The following is a 22,257-nucleotide window of genomic DNA, read 5'->3' on the forward strand; positions in this document are numbered from 1 at the left end:
CGTACTCTCGCGGTTATGGCGCACGACCCTGGGCACATCGAGCTCCACGACCCCGAGACCGACCCGCTCGCGACCTACGTCCTCGAGCCGGACGACATCCGCACCCTCCTGAGACGCGTCGTCGCGTCACCCGGCGCCGCGACGTACACGTCGCACGCGCCGTTCACGGGCGGACCCATCGCCGCGATCCCGCTGTCGACGGCCGACGACGTGGCGCGCGCCGCGCGGACGGCGCGTTCGGCGCAGCGGCTGTGGGCCGCGCGCCCCCTGCGCGAGCGGACCGCGGTCCTCCACCGCGTGCACGACCTCGTGCTCGAACGGCAGAGCGACGTGCTCGACCTCATCCAGCTGGAGGCGGGCAAGGCACGCGTCTCGGCGTTCGAAGAGGTCTGCGACATCGCGAACATCTCGCGGCACTACAGCCTGCGCGCGGGCCGCTACCTCGCGCCGCGGCGGGTCGCGGGACTCATCCCTGGACTGACGACGACGCGCGTGCTGCGCCACCCGGTCGGCGTGGTCGGCATCGTCGCGCCCTGGAACTTCCCGCTGACCCTCACGCTCGGCGACGTGCTGCCGGCGCTGGTCGCGGGCAACGCGGTGATCCTGCGCCCCGACCCCCAGACGGCGCTCACCTCGCTGTGGGCCGCCGAGCTGCTGGAGGAGGCGGGGCTCCCCGACGGCGTGCTGCAGGTGGTCGTCGGCGACGGCGCGATCGGTGCGGCGGTGACCGAGAACGTCGACCACGTGAGCTTCACCGGGTCGACGCGGACCGGGCGACTCGTGGCGGCGCAGGCCGGTTCGCTGCTGGTCCCGGCCACGCTGGAGCTCGGTGGCAAGAACCCGATGTACGTGGCCGAGGACGTCGATGTCGAGGTCGCCGCCGAGGGTGCGGTCCGCGCGTGCTTCGTCGGCACCGGGCAGGTCTGCGTGAGCATCGAGCGGATCTACGTGCACGAGGACGTGGCCGACGAGTTCACCGCGGCCTTCGTCCGCCGCACCCGCGAGCTGCGCCTGGGCTCCGACCTCGACTACCGCTCGGACGTCGGGACCCTGACGTCGGCCGCGCAGCTCGCGACGGTCGTCGAGCACGTCGAGGACGCGATCGGGCACGGCGCGACCGTCCTGGCCGGGGGAGTGCACCGCACCGACCTCGGCCCGTGGTTCTACGAGCCGACGATCCTGGCCGACGTGCCGAACGAGGCGCGCCTGGTCCGCGAGGAGACGTTCGGGCCCGTCGTGACGATCTACCGCGTCGCGTCCGACGACGAGGCCGTCGCGGCGATGAACGACACCGAGTTCGGCCTGAACGCCAGCATCTGGACCGCGGACACGCGTCGCGGTGCCGCGCTGGCCGCGCGGGTGCGGTCCGGCTCCGTCAACGTCAACGAGGGCTACGTGGCCACGTGGGGCTCGGTCGGGGCGCCGCAGGGCGGCATCGGGTCGTCGGGCATCGGGTCGCGGCACGGTCGCGAGGGCCTCTGGGCCACCACCCGCACCCAGACCATCGCCGTCCAGCACGGGGTGCACGGCGTCCTGGGCGGACCCGGCGTGGGGCTGCACCGGATGTTCGACCTGGGCACCGAGACCTGGCCGCGCCTGTACACCGAGGCGCTGCGCGCGATGAAGGCGTTCCGCCTGCCCTAGTCAGGCGTGGCCCACCTCGGCCGGGTCGTCGTCGATCTCGTCGCCGATCAACGACACGGCCTGGCGGGCGATGGCGAGCTCCTCGTTCGTCGGGACGACCATGACCGTCGTCGTCGCCCAGTCCGGCGAGATGATCCGCGGCTCGCGGCTGCGGACCGCGTTGAGGTCGGCGTCGACCGCGATGCCCAGCGGCTCGAGGTTCTCCAGGGCTCGGGCGCGGACGACGGGGTCGTTCTCCCCGACTCCGGCCGTGAACGTGATGACGTCCACGCGTCCCAGGACCGCGACGTAGGCGCCGACGTACTTGCGCAGCCGGTGGATGTAGACCTCGAACGCGAGGGCCGCGTCCTGGTCGCCGTCGCCGATCAGCGTGTGCAGGGCGCGGAAGTCGTTCTCCCCGGCCAGACCCTTGAGCCCCGAGCGACGGTTGAGCAGGTCGTCGACGTCGTCGACGGAGAGTCCTGCGTTGCGCTGCAGGTGGATGAGGACCGCGGGGTCGACGTCGCCCGAGCGCGTGCCCATGACCAGGCCCTCCAGGGGCGTCATCCCCATCGACGTCTCGACCGCGACACCTCCCCGGACCGCCGACGCGGAAGCCCCGTTGCCCAGGTGAAGCACGATCTGGTTGACGTCCTGCGGCCTCCGGCCGAGTACCTCGGCGACGCGGGCCGAGACGTACTGGTGCGAGGTCCCGTGGAACCCGTAGCGCCGCACGCCGTGCGCCTCGGCGACGTCCTTGGCGATGGCGTAGGTCGCCGCCGCCTCCGGGAGCGTGCGGAAGAACGCGGTGTCGAACACGACCACGTGCGGCACGTCCGGCAGCAGCTCGCGGGCGACGCGGATGCCCGTGAGGTTCGGCGGGTTGTGCAGCGGGGCGAGCGGCGACAGGGCCTCGATCTGGGCGATCACCTCGTCGGTCACCAGCGCCGGACCGTCGAACACCGAGCCGCCGTGCACCACACGGTGACCGACGGCGCTCGCGGTCGACAGGTCGGGGCCTTCGTGCTCGAACAGCTCGAGCACCGCGCGCAGGCCGTCACCGTGGTCCGCGATCGGACGCGTGCGTTCTGTGGTGGTCCCGGCGAACGTGTGCGTGATCGAGCCGGTCGCCTCGCCGATCCGCTCGACGAGGCCCGACGCGATCGCGCCGCCCTCGACCGGGTCGACCAGCTGGTACTTGATGGACGACGAACCGGAGTTGACGACCAGGACGGTGCTCACGAGATCTGTGCCTGACCTTCTGCCTGCGCCTGGATCGCCGTGATGGCGACGGTGTTGACGATGTCCGAGACCAGCGCGCCGCGCGACAGGTCGTTGACCGGCTTGCGCAGGCCCTGGAGCACGGGTCCGATGGCGACGGCTCCCGCCGACCGCTGGACCGCCTTGTAGGTGTTGTTGCCGGTGTTCAGGTCGGGGAAGACGAACACCGTCGCGCGTCCGGCGACCGCGGAGTCGGGCAGCTTGGTGTGCGCCACGCTCGCGTCGACGGCGGCGTCGTACTGGATCGGCCCCTCGACGGACAGGTCCGGCCGCCGGGACCGCACGAGGGCCGTCGCCTCGCGGACCTTCTCCACGTCGGCGCCCGACCCGGACGCACCGGTCGAGTAGGACAGCATCGCGATCCTCGGCTCGATGCCGAACTGCTCGGCGGTGGCTGCCGACGAGATCGCGATGTCGGCGAGCTGCTCGGCGGTCGGGTCGGGGATGACGGCGCAGTCCGCGTAGACGAGCACGCGGTCCTCGAGGCACATGAGGAAGCAGCTCGAGACGTTGGAGACGCCGGGCGTCGTCTTGATGATCTCGAACGACGGCTTGATGGTGTGCGCGGTGGTGTGGGCGGCGCCGGAGACCATGCCGTCGGCGAGCCCCAGCTGGACCATCATCGTGCCGAAGTAGGAGACCGACGAGACGATCTCCCGCGCCCGTTCGACGGTCATGCCCTTGTGCTTGCGCATCTCGGTGTACGCCACCGCGAACCGCTCCAGCATCTCCGGGTCGTGCGGGCTCAGCACGGCGGCGTCCTCGAGGTCGAGTCCGAGCTCGGTGCCGCGGGCCCGGATCGACGCCTCGTCGCCGAGGATCGTGATCTGGGCGACGCCGCGCTGCAGCAGCGTGGAGGCCGCGCGCAAGATCCGGTCGTCCTCGCCCTCGGGGAGCACCACGTGCTGGCGGTCCTCGCGCGCCCGGGCCAGCAGCGCGTACTCGAACATCAGCGGCGTGACCACCTCGGGGCGCTCGACGTCCAGCGCGGCGAGCAGGGCGGCGCCGTCGATGTGCTGCTCGAACAGGGCGAGCGCCGTGTCGATCTTGCGTTGGGAGTCGCCGGTGAGCCGCCCCCGCGTGTCGCCCACGGCGCTCGCGGACCGGAACGTGCCCAGCTCGGTGCTGATGATCGGCAGCCGGCTGCCAAGACCCTCGATCAGGCGGGCCACGGGAGGCGTCGGCAGGAAGCCGCCGTTGAGGATGATGCCGGCCAGGGACGGGAACCCGTCGGCCTGGTGGGCCATGAGCAGGCCCAGCAGGACGTCGGACCGGTCCCCTGGGGTGATGACGACGGAGCCGTCGCTCAGCCGGTCGAGCAGGTGCTCGATCGACATCGCGCCGACCATGACGTCGAGCACCTCGCGGGCGAGCAGCCTCTCGTCGCCCGCGATCAGCCGTCCGTCGACGGCTTCGGTGAGCTGGCGCATGGTCGGGGCCGTGAGCAGCGGGTTCTCCGGGATGGCCCAGCCGGGCAGCCCCAGGTCCATGCTCAGCGACCGGCGCACCTTGTCGATGTCGCCGGACGCGCACCGGTTGGCGACGACCGCGACGACCTGCGCGTGGTTCGCCTGCATCTCGTGCACCACGACCTCGGCCACCTGCGTGATCACCGATGCGGGACGACCGCTGCCGTTGACGACGAGGACCACCGGTGCGCCGAGGTTCGCGGCGATGCGCGCGTTGTACGCGAGCTCCGTCGGCCCCGCGACGTCCGTGTAGTCCGTGCCGACCACGACGACGGCGTCGCAGCGGCGCTCGACGTCGTGGTACCGCTGCACGATCTGCGCGAGCGCGGCCTCAGGGTCGTCGAGCACCTGCTCGTACGTGGTGCCGACGCACTCGTCGTACGTCAGGTCGACGCCGTCCTGCCCGAGCAGCAGCTCGAGCACGTAGTCGCGGACCGTGGTCGACCGGGCGACCGGGCGGAACACCCCCACCCGCTGCACCGTGCGCGTGAGGAGGTCGACCAGCCCGAGGGCGACGATGGACTTGCCGCTGTCGCCCTCGGGGGAGGTCACATAGATGCTGCGTGCCACGAAAAGGTCTCCTGACCTAGGTGTTCGGCCAGGCTATTCGTTGTCGCCCCCTGTGGAGATCGTCGCGGCGATCTCGCCCTCGGCCGCGGCGTCGCCGGCGTCGGGCCACACCCAGTCGCGCACCTCGGGCAGGTCGTCGCCGTGCTCGCGGGTGTACTCCCGCGCGCGCAGCCGCTCGTCGACCATCCGCTGCCGCAGGCCCGCCTGGGCGGTCCGCAGCGACGGCACGTTGTCGATCACGTCGATGACGAGGTGGAACCGGTCGAGGTCGTTGAGCATCACCATGTCGAACGGTGTCGTGGTGGTGCCCTCCTCCTTGTAGCCGCGCACGTGGATGTTGGTGTGGCCCGTGCGGCGGTAGGTCAGGCGGTGGATGAGCCACGGGTACCCGTGGTACGCGAAGATCACGGGCCGGTCGGGTGTGAACAGCCCGTCGAACTGTGCGTCCGACAGCCCGTGCGGGTGCTCCCGCTCGTCCTGCAGGCGCATCAGGTCGACCACGTTGATCACGCGGACCTTCAGGTCGGGCAGCTCGCGCTTGAGGATGTCCGCCGCGGCGAGCACCTCGAGCGTCGGCACGTCGCCCGCGCAGCCGAGCACGACGTCCGGCTTCTCGCCCGGCTCCTCGGTACCGGCCCACTCCCAGATGCCCAGGCCGCGCGTGCAGTGCGCGATCGCCTCGTCCATGGTCAGGAAGTTCGGCGCGGGCTGCTTGCCGGTCACGACGACGTTCACGTACTGCCGGCTGCGCAGGCAGTGGTCGTACGTCGACAGGAGCGTGTTCGCGTCCGGCGGGAAGTAGACCCGGACGACCTCGGCCTTCTTGTTCACCACGTGGTCGACGAACCCGGGGTCCTGGTGGCTGAAGCCGTTGTGGTCCTGGCGCCAGACGTGGCTGGACAGCAGGTAGTTCAGGCTCGCGATCGGGCGGCGCCACGGGATCTCGCCGGAGACCTTGAGCCACTTGGCGTGCTGGTTGAACATCGAGTCGATGATGTGGATGAACGCCTCGTAGCAGTTGAACAGGCCGTGCCGCCCGGTCAGCAGGTACCCCTCGAGCCAGCCCTGGCACTGGTGCTCGCTGAGCATCTCCATCACGCGTCCGGCGCGGGCCAGGTGCTCGTCGACGTCGGGGCCGTAGAAGTCCGCGTTCCACTGCTTGTCGGTCGTCTCGAAGACGGCCTGCAGACGGTTCGAGGCGGTCTCGTCGGGGCCGAAGATCCGGAAGTTGTCGGGGTTCTGCCGGATCACGTCCGTCAGCCACTCGCCGAGCACGCGCGGGGCCTCGCTGAACGAGCCGCCCGGCGTCGGCACGTCGACCGCGTAGTCGCGGAAGTCGGGCAGGCGCAGGTCCTTGAGCAGCAGGCCGCCGTTGGCGTGCGGGTTCGCGCTCATCCGCAGCTCCCCCTCCGGCGCCAGCGCGCGGATGTCCTCGTGCAGCCTGCCGCCCTCGTCGAACAGCTCGTCCACCCGGTAGCTCTCGAGCCAGCTCCGCAGCACGTCGAGGTGCTCGGGGGTGTCCCGCGCGCTGGCCAACGGCACCTGGTGCGCGCGCCACGAGCCCGTGGTCTTCTTGCCGTCGATGTAGTCCGGCCCGGTCCAGCCCTTGGGCGTGCGGAACACGATCATCGGCCACATCGGGCGCTGCTCGCTGCCGCTCGCCTTGATGTCCGCGATCTCGTCGAGGACCTCGTCCAGCAGCGTCGCGAACCGCCCGTGGATGCTCTCGTGCGACTCGTCGTCGAACCCCGCGACGAAGACGTGCGGCTTGTGCCCGTACCCGACCATGAGCGCGTTGAGCTCCTCGTCGCTGATGCGCGCGAGGACGGTCGGGTTGGCGATCTTGTAGCCGTTGAGGTGCAGGATCGGCAGGACGACGCCGTCCTTCTCCACGTTCCCGAACTTGTTCGAGTGCCAGCTCGTGGCCAGCGGGCCCGTCTCCGCCTCACCGTCGCCGACGATCGTCGCGACGAGCAGGTCGGGGTTGTCGAACGCGGCGCCGTACGCGTGCGACAGCGCGTAGCCGAGCTCGCCGCCCTCGTGGATCGAGCCCGGCGTCTCGGGCGCGACGTGGCTGGGGATGCCACCGGGGAACGAGAACTGCCGGAACAGGCGCCTCATGCCCTCGGCGTCGTCCGTGATGTCGGAGTAGACCTCGGAGTACGTGCCGTCGAGGTACGCGCTCGCGACGAGCCCCGGGCCACCGTGGCCCGGTCCGATGATGTAGATCGTCGACTGGTTGCGCTCCGCGATCGCGCGGTTCAGGTGCGCGTACAGGAAGTTCAGGCCGGGGGTCGTGCCCCAGTGGCCCAGGAGCCGGGGCTTGACGTGGTCCCGGGTGAGCGTCTCGCGCAGCAGCGCGTTGTCCAGCAGGTAGATCTGCCCCACCGACAGGTAGTTGGCGGCGCGCCACCACTTGTCGATCCGTTGCAGGGTCGCGGCGTCGACCGTCTCGCCGGAACCCCGTCGCCAGGTGGTGGGCCGTGTCGTGGTGGTGCTCATGTGCTCGCGCTCCCCGTGATCACTCGGGGCCTCGGTCGGCCCCGGTGCCAGCCTCGTTGTCGGACGGCGTCGACACCTAGGGCCGATAGGCCCGGATGTGCAGCCTCGTCCTGCCATACAACCGCAGGTGAGCGCGTCGTGCACTGGTGAACGGCGAACGTTCGCCGAACTCGTGGCGTTCGCCACAGGGGCCGCTCCAGGGAGCAGGCGCCTCCGGTTGCCGACGACCTGCGGGGTACCGTGAGGCGTGACCGAGCCGAGCCCCTCCGCGCCCCCGCGCGAGCGTGCTCCGAGCCCGTCGTCCGGCCCGGCCAGGCCCTCCGTCCGGTCCGGGTGGGAGCAGGTAGAACGCCGGCCTCCGACGACGATGCTGCGTGCCGCCGTGCGCCCTCGGATGCTCGTGATCCTCGTGCTCCTGCTCGCGGCCGCCGCCCTGTGCGCCCGCCTCGGCGTCTGGCAGCTCGATCGCGCGCAGGTCCGCGGTGCCTCCGCCGAGGCCCGGCACACCGCCGAGCTCGTCGCCGCGCCGCCCGTCGCGCTGGACACCGTGTTCCAGCCGCAGACCTCCTTCACCGGGATGCTCGTCGGCCGCAAGGTCGCGGTGACCGGCACCTACGACGCGGCCGGCCAGCTCCTGGTCCCCGACCGTGCCCACGACGACCAGGTCGGGTACCTCGTCCTGACGCCGCTGCGCGTCGCGTCCGGCGACTCGCCGGTCCTGCCCGTCGTGCGCGGCTGGGTCGAGTCGCCGTCCGACGCCGACGTGCCGCCCGCCGGCACCGTCGACGTCGTCGGCTACCTGCAGGCCTCGGAGGAGGCCGGGTCCGGGGTGGTCGACGGGCAGACGGAGGCGATCAGCTCGCCCGAGCTGCTGAACGCCTGGGGCGGGCCGATCTACACGGGATACCTGGTCGTGTCCTCGTCCGATCCGGCGCAGTCCGCCGACGTCGCGCTCCTCGACCCGCCGACCAAGCCCGGCTCCGGCCTGAACATCCAGAACCTCGCCTACGCGGCGCAGTGGTGGATCTTCGGCGCGTTCGCCGTCCTGCTGTGGCTCCGGCTGGTCCGCGACGAGGCCCGCGGCGCGTCGGACGACGAGGACGAGCCGACGGCGCCCGAGACGCGCGACGGCGCCACCTAGAACGGGGGCCGTCGCGAGCGAGGGGTGCCGTCGGCGTCTCGCGGGCCGGTCACGCGTGCGGGGGGCGCTGGCGCAGCTGCTTGGTGGCGCGGCGCTGGCGTTCCGACTGCGCGCGGCGCTCGCGGGAGGCGCGGCTCGGGCGGGAGGCCTTGCGCACCGGTCCCGGGGGAGCGAGGGCCTCGTCGAGCAGCGCGGCGGCCCGGACGAGGGCGGCCTCGCGGTTGCGCAGCTGCGAGCGGTACTCGGACGCGGCGACGGTGAGCACCTCGCCGCGCAGCCGCGGCCGCAGGCGGTCCAGGACCCGGTCCTGCTGCGTGGGCGACGTCCACGGGATGCGCGACAGGTCCACGGACAGCTCGACCCGGGAGTCGGTGGTGTTCACCGACTGACCCCCGGGTCCGCTGGACCGGGAGAAGCGCCACGCGAGGGCGTCGTCGGGGACGACGACGCCCCCGCGCAGCTCGAGAGGCCCGTTCATGGTCTGCATCATCCCGCGCGGTGAGGCGCCATCACTCGTGCTGCCACGAGTGCCACAGCGCCGCGTAGTCGCCGCCGGCGGCCACGAGGTCGTCGTGCGCGCCGATCTCGACGATCCGACCGTCGTCGACGACCGCCACCCGGTCCGCGTCGTGCGCGGTGTGCAGCCGGTGCGCGATGGCCACGACGGTGCGGCCCTCGAGCACGGCCGACAGCGACCGCTCGAGGTGCCGCGCCGCCCGCGGGTCGAGCAGCGACGTCGCCTCGTCGAGCACGAGCGTGTGCGGGTCGAGCAGGACGAGGCGTGCGAGCGCGATCTGCTGCGCCTGCGCCGGGGTCAGCGGCGCACCGCCGGAACCGACCTCCGTGGCGATGCCCTCGGGCAGCGCCTGCACCCAGTCCCAGGCGTCGACGGCGCGCAGCGCGCGTTCGAGGGCCTCCTGCGTCGCGTCGACCTGGGCGAGCCGCAGGTTGTCCGCGACCGACCCGACGAACACGTGGTGCTCCTGGGTGACCAGGGCGACGTGTCCGCGCAGCTCCTCGAGCGGCAGGTCGATGAGCGGCACCCCGCCGACCGCGACGGAGCCGCCACTGGGTGGGTGGATGCCCGCGAGCATCCGCCCCAGCGTCGACTTCCCGGCACCGGACGGACCGACGACGGCCAGCCGCTCGCCGACGGCGAGGTCGAGGTCGATCCCGTGCAGGACGTTGTGGCCCTCGCGGTACGCATACGTGACGTCGCGGGCGGCCATGGTCTCGTCGACCGGGGTGCCCGGGCGCGACGTGCGGTCGGGGTCGACCAGCTGCACGCCGACGATGCGGGCCAGCGACGTGGCGGCCACCTGGATCTCGTCGATCCAGAAGATCAGCTCCCACACCGGGCCGGCCACCTGGTAGCAGTACAGGACGATCGCGGTCACGGCGCCGACCGTCACCACGCCCTGCGACGCCAGGTACCCGCCCCACAGCAGCACGGCGGCCGGTGCCAGGACGAACGCCGAGTCGATGCCGGGGAACAGGATGGTGCGCAGGCGCAGCGTCGCCTTCTCGGCCTCGAACGCCTCGGACAGGTCCGCGTCCACGCGGGCCAGCCGGCGCGACCCCAGCCGCAGCGCGTCGACCGTGCGCGCACCCTCGACGGACTCGGTGATGCTGCCGTTGAGCGTCGCGTAGGCAGCCGACTCGCGCTGGTAGGCGGGCGTCGCGCGCTTGAGGTACCAGCGCGTCAGGAGCACGAGCGTGGGCACGCCGACGAACATCGCGAGGGCGACCAGCGGCGCGATGATCAGGCACGCGACCACGGTGAGCACGATGGTGACGACCGCGACGATCACGCGCGGCACCCCGAAGCGCACGGCGTGCTGGAGCTTGTTCACGTCGTTGGTGGTGCGCGCGACGAGGTCGCCCGTCCCGGCCCGCTCGACGGTCGACAGCGGCAGGGCGGTGACCGCCTCGATGAACTCCTCGCGGAGCTCGGCGAACACCTCCTCGCCGAAGACCATCGAGGTGCGCTGCGCGAACCGCATGAGCACGGTCTGCGCGAGCACGGCGACCACGCCCGCGAGCACGAGCGTGTTGATGTACGCGGACGTGGTGCCGCGGGTCACGGCGTTGACGAGGAGGCCGAGGATCGCGGGACCCGCCAGACCCGCCGTCGCGGCGAGCGTGTGCAGGATGACGATGCCGATCAGCGGCCGGCGGTGCCGCCGCATGAGGACGGTGGCGTAGGCGCGCACCGTCGCGGTGTCAGCGATGGGGAGCTTCATCCGGCCAGCACCTCCTCGTCCATCCGTCGTCCCACGACCGAGCGGTACGCCGGGTCGTCCAGCAGGTCCTCGTGCCGCCCCCGCGCGACGACGACGCCGTCCTGCACGAAGGCCACCTCGTCCACGTGGTCGAGGACGAGCGGGCTCGCGGTGACCAGGACCGTCGTGCGGCCGCGGCGTGCCTCCGTCAGCCGCACGGCGATCCGGGCCTCGGTGTGCGCGTCGACGGCGCTGGTCGGCTCGACGAGCACGAGGATCTCGGGGTCGACGAGCAGGGCGCGGGCGAGCGCGACGCGCTGCCGCTGGCCACCTGACAGCGAGCGGCCCTTCTCGGGCAGCTCACCGGCGAGGCCGTCGGGCACCGAGTCGAGGACGTCGTGCGCGTCGGCGGTCGCCATCACGCGCAGCAGGTCGTCCTGCGTCGCGGTGCCGCGCACGTCGAGCTCACCGCCGAGCGGTCCGGAGAACAGCTGCGGCGTCGCCTCGGCGACCACGATCCGCGACCGCACGTCGTCCTTGTCGAGGTCCGCCAGCAGCACGCCACCGAGGCGCACCGGCGTCTCGCGCTCGGCCTCGTCGTCGAACCGGCCCAGGCGTGTGGCGAGGCGTGCCGTCTCCTCGGGGTCGGCGCTGACCAGCGCGAGCACCCGTCCGGGCTCGACCACCAGCCCGCTGACCTCGTCGGCGAGCGGGACGCCTGCCTCCGGAAGGTCCGCGGTGCCGGGCGTGGCGCCCGTCGACGGGACCACGCGCAGCACCTTGACCACCTTGCCGGCGCCGATGTGAGCGCGGCTCGCGGCCTGCAGCATCATCGTGGCGTTCTGGACCGGCCAGGCCAGGAACGCCGCGAACCCGTACGTCGACACGAGCTGGCCCGGTGTGAGGGTGCCGGCCTGCGCCATGTGCGCACCCATCCAGATGAGCACGACGACGAACGTGCCGGGCAGCAGCACCTGCAGGGCGTCGAGGATCGACTGCGTCTGCGCGACCTCGACGCCGCGCCGCCGCGTCGTCTGCGACTGCTCCCGGTAGCGGCCGGTGAACACCGACTCGCCGCCGATCCCGCGCAGGATGCGCAGGCCGGAGACCGTGTCCGCACCCAGCGTGGTCAGCCGTCCGGACGCCTCGCGCTGGGCCGCCTGCTTGCGCTGCAGCGGCTTGACCAGCAGGCCGAGCGCGGCGGCGACCGTCGGCAGGCCGAGGATCACGACGAGGCCCAACGGCACCGAGACGCGCAGCATGAGCACCGCGACCACGCCGTACGCGACGAGGCTGCCGAGGAAGTGCGCGGCGTGCGCGTAGAGCTCGCCGATGCGCAGCGCGTCGTTGGCGACGGCCGAGACGACCTCGCCGGTGGGGAGCTCCGAGGTGATCGCGTGGCCGCTGCGCGAGACCGTGCGACCGACGAGCTGCGACGACGTGAACGCCGCGCGCAGCCAGTTGGCGATGTCGTACCGGTGGCCGATCGCGGAGGTGACGATGACGACGATCCCGAGCGCGAGCAGGCTGCCGCAGGCGCGCCACAGCTCGGGTCCGAACCCGTGCTCGAGGCCGTCGTCGACCGCGTTGCCGACGACGAACGGGGTGAAGGCCTGGGCCGCGAACATGGTGACGCCGAGGAGCACGGCGACCAGGAGGATGCCCCACTGCCTGCGCGCGAGCCACCAGAGCAGCGCGGACGGCCCGCTCAGCGGCGGGTTGCCGGGGTCTGCCAGAGGGAGGGAACGCACGAGAGGCAACGTTACGGGTCGGTACCGACACGCCCCGAACCCTTTTCGCAGACGAGGGGTGCCTTCGCACTGTGCCGTGCACGGCCCGGGGCGTCCCGCCACGCCGGTACCCTGAACCCGTGACGCAGACGCCCCCGCCGCCCGCCACCACCGACCACCAGCCGGTCCTCGTCGTCGACTTCGGAGCCCAGTACGCGCAGCTCATCGCGCGCCGCGTGCGCGAGGCGAACGTCTACTCCGAGATCGTGCCGCACACGGCCTCCGTGGCCGACCTGCTGGCCAAGAACCCTGCCGCGATCATCCTGTCCGGCGGGCCGTCGTCGGTGTACGCCGCCGGCGCCCCGTTCGTCGACCCGGCGCTCTTCGAGGCCGGCGTCCCGGTGCTCGGCATCTGCTACGGGTTCCAGGCGATGGCCGCGGCGCTCGGCGGCACGGTCGCGCAGACCGGCCAGCGCGAGTACGGCGGCACGGCGGTGTCGGTGACCGATCCGGGGACCGTGCTCGGCGGCAGCCCCGAGAGCCAGACCGTCTGGATGAGCCACGGCGACGCGGTGCACGCCGCGCCCGAGGGCTTCACGGTCCTCGCGACCTCGTCGGGAAGCCCCGTCGCCGCGTTCGAGGACCGGTCCCGCCGCCTGTTCGGCGTGCAGTGGCACCCCGAGGTCAAGCACTCCCCGCTCGGCCAGAAGGCGATCGAGAACTTCCTCTACGAGGGCGCCGGGCTCGCGCCCGACTGGAACGCCGGCAACGTCGTCGCGGAGCAGGTGGAGAAGATCCGCGCGCAGGTCGGTTCCGCGCGCGTCATCTGCGGGCTGTCCGGCGGCGTCGACTCCTCGGTGGCCGCGGCGCTCGTCCAGAAGGCCGTCGGCAGCCAGCTGACCTGCGTGTTCGTCGACCACGGCCTGCTGCGGTCGGGCGAGGCCGAGCAGGTGGAGAAGGACTTCGTCGCCGCGACGGGAGTGCAGCTCAAGGTCGTCGACGCACGGGAGCGGTTCCTGCGGGCGCTCGCGGGCCACACGGACCCCGAGACCAAGCGCAAGATCATCGGCCGCGAGTTCATCCGCGTGTTCGAGGACGCGGCGCGCGAGATCGTCGAGGGCAGCGACGAGGAGGTCAAGTTCCTCGTGCAGGGCACGCTCTACCCGGACGTCGTCGAGTCCGGTGGCGGCGAGGGTGCGGCCAACATCAAGTCGCACCACAACGTCGGCGGGCTTCCCGACGACCTGCAGTTCGCCCTCGTCGAGCCGCTGCGCACCCTGTTCAAGGACGAGGTCCGCGCGGTCGGCCTGGAGCTCGGCGTGCCCGAGGGCATCGTCTGGCGCCAGCCGTTCCCCGGCCCCGGCCTGGGCATCCGGATCATCGGCGAGGTGACGGCCGAGCGCCTCGACATCCTGCGCGCCGCCGACGTCATCGCCCGCGAGGAGCTGACCAGGGCCGGCCTCGACCGCGACATCTGGCAGTGCCCGGTGGTCCTGCTCGCGGACGTGCGCTCGGTCGGCGTCCAGGGCGACGGTCGCACCTACGGGCACCCCGTCGTGCTGCGGCCGGTGTCGTCGGAGGACGCGATGACCGCCGACTGGACCCGCCTGCCGTACGACGTGCTGGCGATCATCTCGACCCGCATCACCAACGAGGTGCCCGAGGTCAACCGGGTGGTCCTGGACGTCACGAGCAAGCCGCCGGGCACGATCGAGTGGGAGTGAGCGACTCCGCGCGTAGGGGAGAATCGACCCATGACTGAGTCGGTTGCGACGACGAACAAGGCAGCCACCTGGCCGCGCCGGGCGAGCGGGGCGCTGCTGCGCTACCGGATCATGGCCTGGATCACCGGGTCGATGCTCCTGCTGCTGTGCCTGGAGCTCATCCTCAAGTACGGCTTTCACGCATCCGGCGTCGGCGCCGACGGGCACCCGAACCCCGTGATCGGCGCCTGGGTCGCGTACGCGCACGGCTGGCTCTACGTCATCTACCTGGTGACCGTGTTCGACCTCTGGTCCAAGATGCGCTGGCGGGTCGGGCGTCTGGCGACGATGGCCGCGGCCGGCGTCGTGCCCGTCATGTCGTTCATCCTGGAGCGCAAGGTCCACGCGCAGGCCGTCGCCCGCATCGAGGCGGCCGCCGGCGCCCAGTCGTGAAGTGGGCGTGACGTGCTGATCACCCACGTCTCCGACTGCTTCGCGCCCCGCACGGGCGGGATCGAGTCGCAGGTGGGGGATCTCGCCGGCCGGCAGGTCGCCGCGGGGCACGAGGTCCACGTGCTCACCGCGACGCTCGGCGAGGCCGGGGAGCGGGGCGGGGTCGTCGACGTCGAGAACGGCGTCCACGTCCACCGCCTCGGCGCGCGCCTCCCGTTCGAGCTGCCGGTCAACCCGGTCGGGCCCCGGCTCATACGGGACGCGCTGCGCACCCTGCGGCCGGACGTCGTGCACGTCCACGCGGGCGTGCTGTCGCCTTTCGCGTTCGACGGTGCCCGCATCGCCCTGGACCTGGGTCTGCCGATGACGATCACCTGGCACTGCATGCTCGACGGGTACGTCGCGCCGTTGCGCGCCGTCGTCGGCCGGACCCGCTGGCACCGGGCGCCGGCCGCGCTCAACGCCGTGAGCCACGAGGCGGCCGCCCGGGTCCGCGAGGTGTTCGGCGCCGAGGTCGCGGTCCTGCCGAACGGGATCGACCTGGCGGCGTGGGGACCGACCGAGGCGGAGCCCGTCGAGGACGGACCGCTGCGGCTCGTCGCGACGATGCGGCTCGTCCCCCGCAAGCGCGCCGTCCCGCTCGTCGAGCTGGTCGGCGGTGCTGCTCGTCGCCTGGGGCCCGGCGCGGTGAGCCTGTCGATCATCGGCTCCGGTCCGGCGCAGGGGAGCGTGTCCGCGGCGGTCTCGTCGAGCGGCCTCGAGGACGTCGTCGACCTGCGTGGTCGGCTGACGCGCCCGGCCGTTCGCGCCGCCTACGCGCACGCGGACGTGTTCCTCGCGTCCGCCGAGCTCGAGGCGTTCGGGATCGCCGCCCTCGAGGCGCGCACCGCCGGGCTGGTGGTCGTCGCGCGACGGGGGACGGGGATGGCGGAGTTCGTCGAGGACGGGATCGACGGATTTCTCGTGGCCGACGACGACGAGATGGCCGACGTCATCGTGCGCCTGGCGAAGGACCGCGAGCTGTTGCGCACGATCATCGCGCACAATCGCTCGACGCCCCCCGCATTCGGGTGGTCGGACGTGCTCCTCGCAGCCGACGCGGAATACGCGCGAGCGCGTTCCCTGGTGCGCTCTGCCTGATCAGACGCACCGTCGAACCAACTGATCCGGGCTTTCTCGGACAATTCTCGCTAACGTGGACGCGTTAGGTACTTCTGGCATGAGCTGCGGCGCTCATCCGGCCCTTGCGGCCCGTAGTTTCCGCAGCGGGATTCGGAAGGGTAGAAATGACGACGACGACGACTGGGACCGAAGGGTCCAAGGGGGTCCGCGTCATCGGGCTCCTGACCATCATCTTCGGCATCATCTTCATCGTGGCCGGCGGGGTCACGTGGGGGGCCGTGTCCAGCAACCTCGCGGCGGAGAAGATCACGGTCTCCGACGACGCGCAGGCATTCGGCGGTCAGCTCGTCGACACGCCCTGGGAGGCCTGGTTCCAGGCCGACATCATCAACACGCACGCGCTCGAGGCGTCCGGCGGGAAGACCTACGCCGAGCTGCCCCAGGACGACCCGACCCGGCAGACCGTCATGACGGCCTCGTTCCTGCGGGCGTCCCTGTTCACGTCCGTCGTCGCCTTCGGCGTGGCTCTGCTGGTCGTGGGGATCGGCGTCGTGCTCATCCTCCTGGGCTGGGCCGTGCGGCACCTCGGCAAGGGGTCCGTCGCCGTGGTGCCGAGCGCGGCACCCGTAGCCGCCGCGGTTCCCGTTGCCGCGGCTCCGGCGCCGGCCGCGCATGCCGCTCCGCCAGCCGCGGTGGCGGGGCTCGGTGCTCCGGCGGCAGCGACGCCGGATCCCGTCGTCGCGACGCGTCCGGCCACCGAGTCGGCTCCGGCGCACGTCGCACCGACTCCGCCGACGACGCCCGTCCCGCCCGCGTCGTCCGTCCCGCCGCAGGCACCGCCGGCAGCACCTCCGGCACCGCCGAGCGCTCCGCCGACCGCGCCGCCGGCTCCGCCGGTCCAGTGACGCACGCCGACGTCCGGCCCCCGCGACGGGGCCGGACGCGGCGAGCAGGACGATGAGGGCCAGCTGGAAGTCGATGCGCGCCCCGGAGGCCCAGGCGATCACGCCCAGCCCGCAGGCGGCGAGCACCAGACCCCACACCACCGTGCCGACACGGAGCCGGCGTCGTCCGGTGTCTGCTTCGACGGCTGCCGGCTCGACGATCCTCGGTTCGACGACGACCGCGGGCTCCGGGGCCGACTGCCAGCCCTCCGACGCCGCGGGTGCCGGGCTGAACAGCTCGAACGGATCCGGGTCCGCGACGGGCGTCGTACGCGTCGGCGTCGGCTCGTCCTCGATCGTCGGCACGGCCGCTGCGAGCGGCTGAGTCTCGGCGAGCACAGGCTCGGGTACGACGTCGTCGTGCGCGCCGGCTTCCGGGAGCTCCTCGAGCGCGGGGAGCACCTCGGTCTCGTCGACCAGTGTCTCGGTCTCGTCGACCAGCGTCTCGGACTCGTCGACCGGCGTCTCGGTCTCGTCGACCAGCGGCGCGGTCTCCTGGACCGTGGTGTCGGTCTCGTCGACGGACTGCTGGGTCTCGTCGACGACGTCCATGACCTGGGTCTCGTCGTCGGGGGTGTTCTTGTCGGTGCTCATGGGGTCTCCTCCCCGGGAAGGGCCGGAACCGTCGGGACGGACGGCGGCGTGGGAACGGTCGGGAGCGGCCTGCCGGACGGGCTGGAGTCGGTGATCGCGACCTGACCGGCGCCGACGCGGATCTGGAGCCGGAGCTCGGGGTCGTCGCTCCCGGTGGTGAAGTTGCCGTCGTCGATGGCGACGCCGTCCTGCGACCGGTTCTCGCCGTCGACGTCCCAGGTGATCTCGCCGGCGCCGATGTTGACGTCGGCGTCGACGCTCGCACCCTCCGGCACGACAACCGTGAGGTCGCCCGCGGCCAGCGAGATGGGCACGACGAGGGTCTGGTCGGTCATCGGGACGTCCGTGAGGTCGATGACGACGTCGCCGAACCCCATCGAGTAGCCGTCGGCCGCCTCCTGGCGACTGCTGGCCGCGACGTCGGAGGCGCTGAGCTGACGCTCTCCGTCGCCTCGCCAGAACGAGCTGGTGCTCGTCACGACCCCGAGCGGCACGGAGGCGATCAGACCGAGGACCGCGAGGGCGCCGAGCGCCCCGCTGGTGCGGCCGCGCAGGCCGGAGACGATGATCCCGATGCCCGCCAGGACGATCGCGATGCCGAGCGCCGTGAGGGCGACGGGTCCGTCGAAGGTGCCCGAGCGCTCTGCGATCAGCAGCCCGGCGAGCGTGAGCAGGCTGAGCGCGACCACCACGCCGACCGTTCCGGCGCCGGCACCCGGGGTGCGCGGCTTCGGCGGCCTGGGCGGCTGCGGCGGTCGCTGCTGCTTCGGCGGGACGGGCGGGGGCGGGTTGTACCCGGGCGGTGCGTAGGCGGGAGCGGCGTAGGCCGGCCCGGTCGGGGCTGGCGCTGTGTAGGCGGGTGCCGTGTACGCCGGTGCCGAGTATGCGGGCGCGGTGTACGCGGAGGCAGCGGTCGCGGCGGCGTAGGTCGTCGCGGCGGGTGCTGTCTGGTCCTGCTGGGCGTCCGTCGGTGCAGTCATGGGTCCTCCGTAGGGCGGAGCCGCGACGGGTCGCGGGCGCTGGTTCACGACGGCGAGCACGATCGCGACGATCCCGGCGACGAACAGCAGCCACAGGAGCCCCTGGATCCATCCGGGAGGTCCCCAGAAGAAGAACCAGTTGTCGCCGCGGCCCAGGCCCACCAGCACGAACGCGAGTGCGCCGAGCAGGGCGATGTCGAACCGGCCGAGGATCATCTCCTCGAAGTGGATGCGCCCGTCGCGACGCTCGGGCAGCAGGGCCCAGGCGATGCCGTAGGCGACCAGCCCGAAACCGCCGAGCAGCAGGGACGCGGCGAAGATGCCGCGGACCAGCAGCGGGTCGATGCCGAACCTGTCGGCGACGCCGGCGCTGACGCCGGCGACCCAACGGTCGTCGGCACGCGTGATGCCAAGGCGGCGGACCGCGGCGAAGAAGCCGTCGGTCGCTCGGGCCGCCGGGGCGGGTGCCGGTTCCTCCGGTGCGGGGGGAGTGCTCGTGTCCATGTCTCGATCCTGCTCGTCGGCGAGGACGGGCGGCATCGGGTGTGCCCCTGAGAGCACCCTGATCCTGCGGGGCCGCAGCCCTGAAGCGCCCCCGAGATGCACCCCAGGGGGCCTGCGGGCATGTGACGATCGGACCGTGCACCCCACCGAACCTCTCGTCGCCCCGCGACGGCTGCCGCTGCGCCGCCCCGTGCGCGGGCGCTGGTTCGGTGGCGTGGCCCTGGGCCTCGCCGCGCACCTCGACGTGCCCGTCGGGCTGGTGCGGCTCGCGTTCCTCGTGCTGACGCCCGTCGCGGCCGTCGGACCGATGCTCTACGTGTTCTGGTGGCTCGCGATCCCCGTCGGCGATCCTGCCGACGCTGCGCAGGACGTGCGGCCGAGCACCCTGACCCGGTTGGCGCGACGGCAGAACGTCGTGGAGCCCGGCCGACGCATCCCGGTCACCGACATCGCCATCGGCGTGGTGCTCGTCGTCGCGGCCGTGCTGCTCGTCGCGGTGCGCGCCGGCGCCGACGTCGAGGCCGACTGGCTGCTGCCCGCGCTCATCGTGCTGGCCGGACTGTGGCTGGCGTGGAGCCAGCTCGACGCCGCACAGCGCGACCGCCTGAAGGACCGTGCGGGCGGTCGGACCCCCGTGAGCCTGCTGCGCGTCGCGGGCGGGATCCTGCTGGCCGGCGTCGGGGTGCTCCTGTTCATCGGCCTCGGGTCGGGCCAGGGCGTCGAGCCCGCGACCCTCGCGCAGTCGATCATCGCCGCCGTGGTCATGCTCGGCGGGGTCGCGCTCGTGCTCACGCCCTGGTGGCTGCGGCTCGTGCGAGAGCTCGGCGACGAGCGGGCCGCCCGCGCGCGCGAGTCCGAGCGCGCCGACATCGCGGCCCACCTGCACGACTCCGTGCTCCAGACCCTCGCGCTGATCCGTCTGCGTGCCGACGACTCCGCTGAGGTCGCCCGCATGGCCCGTGCGCAGGAGCGCGAGCTGCGCGAGTGGCTCTACGACGACCGCCCCGCGCCGGGCACGTCCGTCGCCGCGTCGCTGCGCGAGATCGTCGCGGAGGTCGAGGACTCCCGCTCCGGCCCGTCCGGTGACCCGGTCGCCATCGAGTCGGTCGTCGTCGGGGACCGCGTGCCCGACGCCGACACCGAGGCGTTGCTGCAGGCCACCCGCGAGGCCCTGGTCAACGCCGTCGTGCACGGTCTGCCGCCGGTCTCGCTCTACCTCGAGGTCGGTGCGTCGCAGGTCGAGGTGTTCGTGCGGGACCATGGCGAGGGGTTCGACCTCGACGAGGTCGCGTCCGACCGGTTCGGCGTGCGCGAGTCGATCATCGGCCGCGTGCGTCGTCGCGGAGGCTCCGCGACCGTGACCTGCCGACCCGGCCGCGGGACCGAGGTGCACCTGCTGGTTCCCGTGGGCTCTACCGAGAGGGAAGAACGATGAGCGACGTCGTCGATGTCGTGCTGGTCGACGACCACCACATGTTCCGCACGGGCGTGAAGGCCTCGCTCGATGCCGGCGTGCGGGTGGTGGGGGAGGCCGACACCGTCGACGACGCGATCCGGCTCGTGCGGTCGCTGAAGCCGCCCGTCGTCCTGCTCGACGTCCACCTGCCCGGCGGCGACGGGGGAGGGGGCGCCGAGGTCATCCGCGCCTGCACCGACCTGCTCGGGACGACCCGTTTCCTCGCCCTGTCCGTCTCCGACGCCTCCGAGGACGTCGTCGCAGTCATCCGCGCGGGCGCTCGCGGGTACGTCACCAAGAACATCGACGGCACCGACCTCTCCGACGCCGTGCGCCGCGTGGCCTCCGGGGACGCCGTCTTCTCACCGCGCCTTGCCGGGTTCGTCCTCGACGCCTTCGGGTCGTCCGCCGGCGACGTCGCGATCGGTGACGACGAGCTCGACCGGCTGTCCGCCCGCGAGCGGGAGGTCATGCGGCTCATCGCGCGCGGCTACTCCTATCGCGAGGTCGCGAGCGAGCTGTTCATCTCCATCAAGACCGTCGAGACCCACGTCTCCGCGGTCCTCCGCAAGCTCCAGCTGTCCAGCCGCCACGAGCTGACCCGCTGGGCCGCCGCCCGCCGGCTGCTGTAAGGCTCTCGGCCTTCTCGGGGTGCTCGCCTCGGTTGTCCACAGATCGCATCCGCGGCCCTGTCGCGTGTCGGTGGTCGATCGTACACTTGTTCGAACGGATCGATCCGGCGGACGAGGAGGCGCGACGAATGGGCACGACACGACCCGACGCGTCCGACCCGGCGTCAGCCGCCGCGCCCCGCCCGGCTCCCGCCGCCGCGGCGAGCGCCGAGTGCGCCCCTGCGCCCGAGTCCATCTCCGCGTCGGAGTCAGCGACCGGGCGCGCCGCCGGTCTGCCGGAGTTCCCGGTGCCGGGTGCTTCGGTTCTGGACCTGGCGGGCCTGCTTGATGGTGTGGAGGTCGCCGATCTGCCTTCGGGTGCGGTGATCGGGGTGGTCCAAGGCTTCGAGCAGCTGATCCGGGCGGCTCAGGCGGCGCAGGCGGTCGCGATCCATGAGCTGGAGGTCCGCCGCCCGGTGCACCCGTCTCCGGTGCCGGATGAGTTGGCGTGTGCGTTGGTGATCACGCGGCGCTCGGCGGAGATGCTGGTCGTGCGCGCGTCCCTGGCGTGCACGCATCCGGTGGTCCTGGACGCCTGGGCTGCGGGTGTGGTGGATGCGCGCAAGGTCGACGTCCTGATGGGCGAGGTGATGGTCGCGGACCCGTCGGGGCGTGACGCGGTCTTGGCGGTGGGGTTGGCGGCGGCGGAGCGGATGACGGGTCCGCAGCTGGTCCGGCATGTGCGCGCCGCGGTGATCGCCACCGACCCTCACGCCGCCCAGGAACGCCTGGTCGCCGCGCGGGAGGACCGGGCGGTGTCGTTGACGGCGTCGGTGGACGGGATGGCGTGGCTGTCCGCGTACCTGCCCGCACCCGAGGCRGTCATGGCCTTCACCGTGCTGGACGCSYTGGCCGGCACCACCCGGGTGCAGGGKGAYGACCGCAGCGTGGACCAGCGCCGCGCGGACGCCTTCAGTGACGTGTTCAGTGGCATCGTGGACCGGCAGGCGACCCCGGACGGGACCCCGCTRCCGCGCCGCCACGGCCACMCCATCASCATCGGCGTCACCATCGCCGCGAGCACCCTGGCCGGGCTCGACGACCAACCCGGGTTCCTGGRCTCGTTCGGGCCGATCCCCGCGGCGATGGCTCGTGAGCTGGCCCAGGACGGGACCTGGCGGCGCCTGCTGACCGACCCCACCGGGCTGGTCATCGACACCGGGACGGTCGGCTACCGGCCGGGTGCGGACCTGACCCGGACCGTGATCGCCCGGGACGTGACCTGCACGTTCCCCGGATGCCGACAACCCGCCACCCGCTGCGACCTCGACCACATCACCCCCTACGACCCC

General features: G+C 72.5%; 17 protein-coding genes. 10 read left to right on the top strand and 7 right to left on the bottom strand.

Annotated features, from left to right (window positions below; translation table 11 throughout):
• Positions 1–15 precede the first annotated feature (15 nt).
• Positions 16–1,644 carry a succinic semialdehyde dehydrogenase gene (locus tag AC1DUE_RS15280; protein ID WP_477040259.1) on the top strand — a complete coding sequence of 543 codons (1,629 nt, stop codon included), beginning with the start codon at positions 16–18 and terminating at the stop codon, positions 1,642–1,644.
• On the opposite strand, the gene AC1DUE_RS15285 is transcribed toward AC1DUE_RS15280, so the two are convergent.
• Genes AC1DUE_RS15285 through AC1DUE_RS15295 form a run of 3 tightly spaced genes read right to left on the bottom strand, consistent with a single transcriptional unit; the run spans position 1,645 to position 7,445 of the window.
• Positions 1,645–2,865, bottom strand: coding sequence for an acetate/propionate family kinase (locus AC1DUE_RS15285; RefSeq protein WP_477040260.1), 1,221 nt, complete (start codon positions 2,863–2,865; stop codon positions 1,645–1,647).
• On the bottom strand, positions 2,862–4,943 hold the full coding sequence (gene pta / locus AC1DUE_RS15290) for a phosphate acetyltransferase (RefSeq protein ID WP_477040261.1): 2,082 nt from the start codon (positions 4,941–4,943) through the stop codon (positions 2,862–2,864). The genes AC1DUE_RS15285 and pta overlap by 4 nt, the downstream gene beginning before the upstream one ends.
• Positions 4,944–4,976: 33 nt before the next feature.
• Positions 4,977–7,445, bottom strand: coding sequence for a phosphoketolase family protein (locus tag AC1DUE_RS15295; protein WP_477040262.1), 2,469 nt, complete (start codon positions 7,443–7,445; stop codon positions 4,977–4,979).
• 247 nt (positions 7,446–7,692) lie between these two features.
• Here AC1DUE_RS15295 and AC1DUE_RS15300 point away from each other — a divergent pair, with 247 nt between their 5' ends.
• The gene (locus AC1DUE_RS15300; protein ID WP_477040263.1) at positions 7,693–8,586 is read left to right on the top strand and encodes an SURF1 family protein; all 894 of its coding nucleotides are present in this window, start codon (positions 7,693–7,695) and stop codon (positions 8,584–8,586) included.
• 49 nt (positions 8,587–8,635) lie between these two features.
• Here the strand turns inward: AC1DUE_RS15300 and arfB are convergent, their stop codons facing one another.
• The 3 genes from arfB to AC1DUE_RS15315 are packed head-to-tail and all read right to left on the bottom strand — an operon-like array spanning position 8,636 to position 12,559.
• A complete protein-coding gene (arfB, locus tag AC1DUE_RS15305; protein ID WP_477040264.1) occupies positions 8,636–9,064 on the bottom strand; it encodes an alternative ribosome rescue aminoacyl-tRNA hydrolase ArfB in 429 nt (142 codons plus the stop codon).
• A 31-nt stretch (positions 9,065–9,095) separates the two neighbouring features.
• Positions 9,096–10,829 carry an ABC transporter ATP-binding protein gene (locus tag AC1DUE_RS15310; protein WP_477040265.1) on the bottom strand — a complete coding sequence of 578 codons (1,734 nt, stop codon included), beginning with the start codon at positions 10,827–10,829 and terminating at the stop codon, positions 9,096–9,098.
• Positions 10,826–12,559, bottom strand: coding sequence for an ABC transporter ATP-binding protein (locus AC1DUE_RS15315; RefSeq protein ID WP_477040266.1), 1,734 nt, complete (start codon positions 12,557–12,559; stop codon positions 10,826–10,828). The genes AC1DUE_RS15310 and AC1DUE_RS15315 overlap by 4 nt, the downstream gene beginning before the upstream one ends.
• A gap of 119 nt (positions 12,560–12,678) precedes the next feature.
• Here AC1DUE_RS15315 and guaA point away from each other — a divergent pair, with 119 nt between their 5' ends.
• The 5 genes from guaA to AC1DUE_RS15340 all read left to right on the top strand — a co-directional run bounded on the left by guaA (position 12,679) and on the right by AC1DUE_RS15340 (position 17,085).
• Positions 12,679–14,262 (top strand): glutamine-hydrolyzing GMP synthase, encoded by a 1,584-nt coding sequence (gene guaA, locus AC1DUE_RS15320; protein ID WP_477040267.1) that lies wholly within the window; start codon positions 12,679–12,681, stop codon positions 14,260–14,262.
• A 30-nt stretch (positions 14,263–14,292) separates the two neighbouring features.
• A complete protein-coding gene (locus AC1DUE_RS15325) occupies positions 14,293–14,694 on the top strand; it encodes a DUF3817 domain-containing protein (protein ID WP_477040268.1) in 402 nt (133 codons plus the stop codon).
• A gap of 12 nt (positions 14,695–14,706) precedes the next feature.
• A complete protein-coding gene (locus tag AC1DUE_RS15330; protein WP_477040269.1) occupies positions 14,707–15,834 on the top strand; it encodes a glycosyltransferase family 4 protein in 1,128 nt (375 codons plus the stop codon).
• Between the two features lie 146 nt (positions 15,835–15,980).
• Entirely contained in the window at positions 15,981–16,721 is a 741-nt protein-coding gene (locus AC1DUE_RS15335) for a hypothetical protein (protein ID WP_477040270.1), read from the top strand.
• Between the two features lie 52 nt (positions 16,722–16,773).
• Complete coding sequence (locus AC1DUE_RS15340; RefSeq protein WP_477040271.1) at positions 16,774–17,085, top strand: hypothetical protein; 312 nt, start codon at positions 16,774–16,776, stop codon at positions 17,083–17,085.
• Between the two features lie 265 nt (positions 17,086–17,350).
• On the opposite strand, the gene AC1DUE_RS15345 is transcribed toward AC1DUE_RS15340, so the two are convergent.
• Positions 17,351–18,838, bottom strand: a complete 1,488-nt coding sequence (locus AC1DUE_RS15345; RefSeq protein WP_477040272.1) for a PspC domain-containing protein — start codon at positions 18,836–18,838, stop codon at positions 17,351–17,353.
• 136 nt (positions 18,839–18,974) lie between these two features.
• Between AC1DUE_RS15345 and AC1DUE_RS15350 the strand changes: the two genes are divergently transcribed.
• From AC1DUE_RS15350 to AC1DUE_RS15360, 3 genes are all read left to right on the top strand, one after another.
• Positions 18,975–20,273, top strand: coding sequence for a PspC domain-containing protein (locus AC1DUE_RS15350; protein ID WP_477040273.1), 1,299 nt, complete (start codon positions 18,975–18,977; stop codon positions 20,271–20,273).
• Positions 20,270–20,926: a LuxR C-terminal-related transcriptional regulator gene (locus AC1DUE_RS15355; protein WP_477040274.1), complete on the top strand. Its 657-nt coding sequence runs from the start codon at positions 20,270–20,272 to the stop codon at positions 20,924–20,926. The genes AC1DUE_RS15350 and AC1DUE_RS15355 overlap by 4 nt, the downstream gene beginning before the upstream one ends.
• Before the next feature lie 128 nt (positions 20,927–21,054).
• A partial coding sequence (locus AC1DUE_RS15360; protein WP_477040275.1) for a DUF222 domain-containing protein occupies positions 21,055–22,257 on the top strand: 1,203 nt, incomplete at its 3' end.

This window comes from Cellulomonas sp. P4_A2 (assembly GCF_056402515.1).

Bases quoted from the DNA above. Each gene is read 5' to 3' on its own strand.
- AC1DUE_RS15280 (WP_477040259.1), top strand. From the start codon at position 16: ATGGCGCACGACCCTGGGCACATCGAGCTCCACGACCCCGAGACCGAC.
- AC1DUE_RS15295 (WP_477040262.1), bottom strand. From the start codon at position 7,445: ATGAGCACCACCACGACACGGCCCACCACCTGGCGACGGGGTTCCGGC.
- arfB (WP_477040264.1), bottom strand. From the start codon at position 9,064: ATGAACGGGCCTCTCGAGCTGCGCGGGGGCGTCGTCGTCCCCGACGAC.
- AC1DUE_RS15310 (WP_477040265.1), bottom strand. From the start codon at position 10,829: ATGAAGCTCCCCATCGCTGACACCGCGACGGTGCGCGCCTACGCCACC.
- AC1DUE_RS15325 (WP_477040268.1), top strand. From the start codon at position 14,293: ATGACTGAGTCGGTTGCGACGACGAACAAGGCAGCCACCTGGCCGCGC.
- AC1DUE_RS15335 (WP_477040270.1), top strand. From the start codon at position 15,981: ATGACGACGACGACGACTGGGACCGAAGGGTCCAAGGGGGTCCGCGTC.
- AC1DUE_RS15340 (WP_477040271.1), top strand. From the start codon at position 16,774: ATGAGGGCCAGCTGGAAGTCGATGCGCGCCCCGGAGGCCCAGGCGATC.
- AC1DUE_RS15345 (WP_477040272.1), bottom strand. From the start codon at position 18,838: ATGGACACGAGCACTCCCCCCGCACCGGAGGAACCGGCACCCGCCCCG.
- AC1DUE_RS15355 (WP_477040274.1), top strand. From the start codon at position 20,270: ATGAGCGACGTCGTCGATGTCGTGCTGGTCGACGACCACCACATGTTC.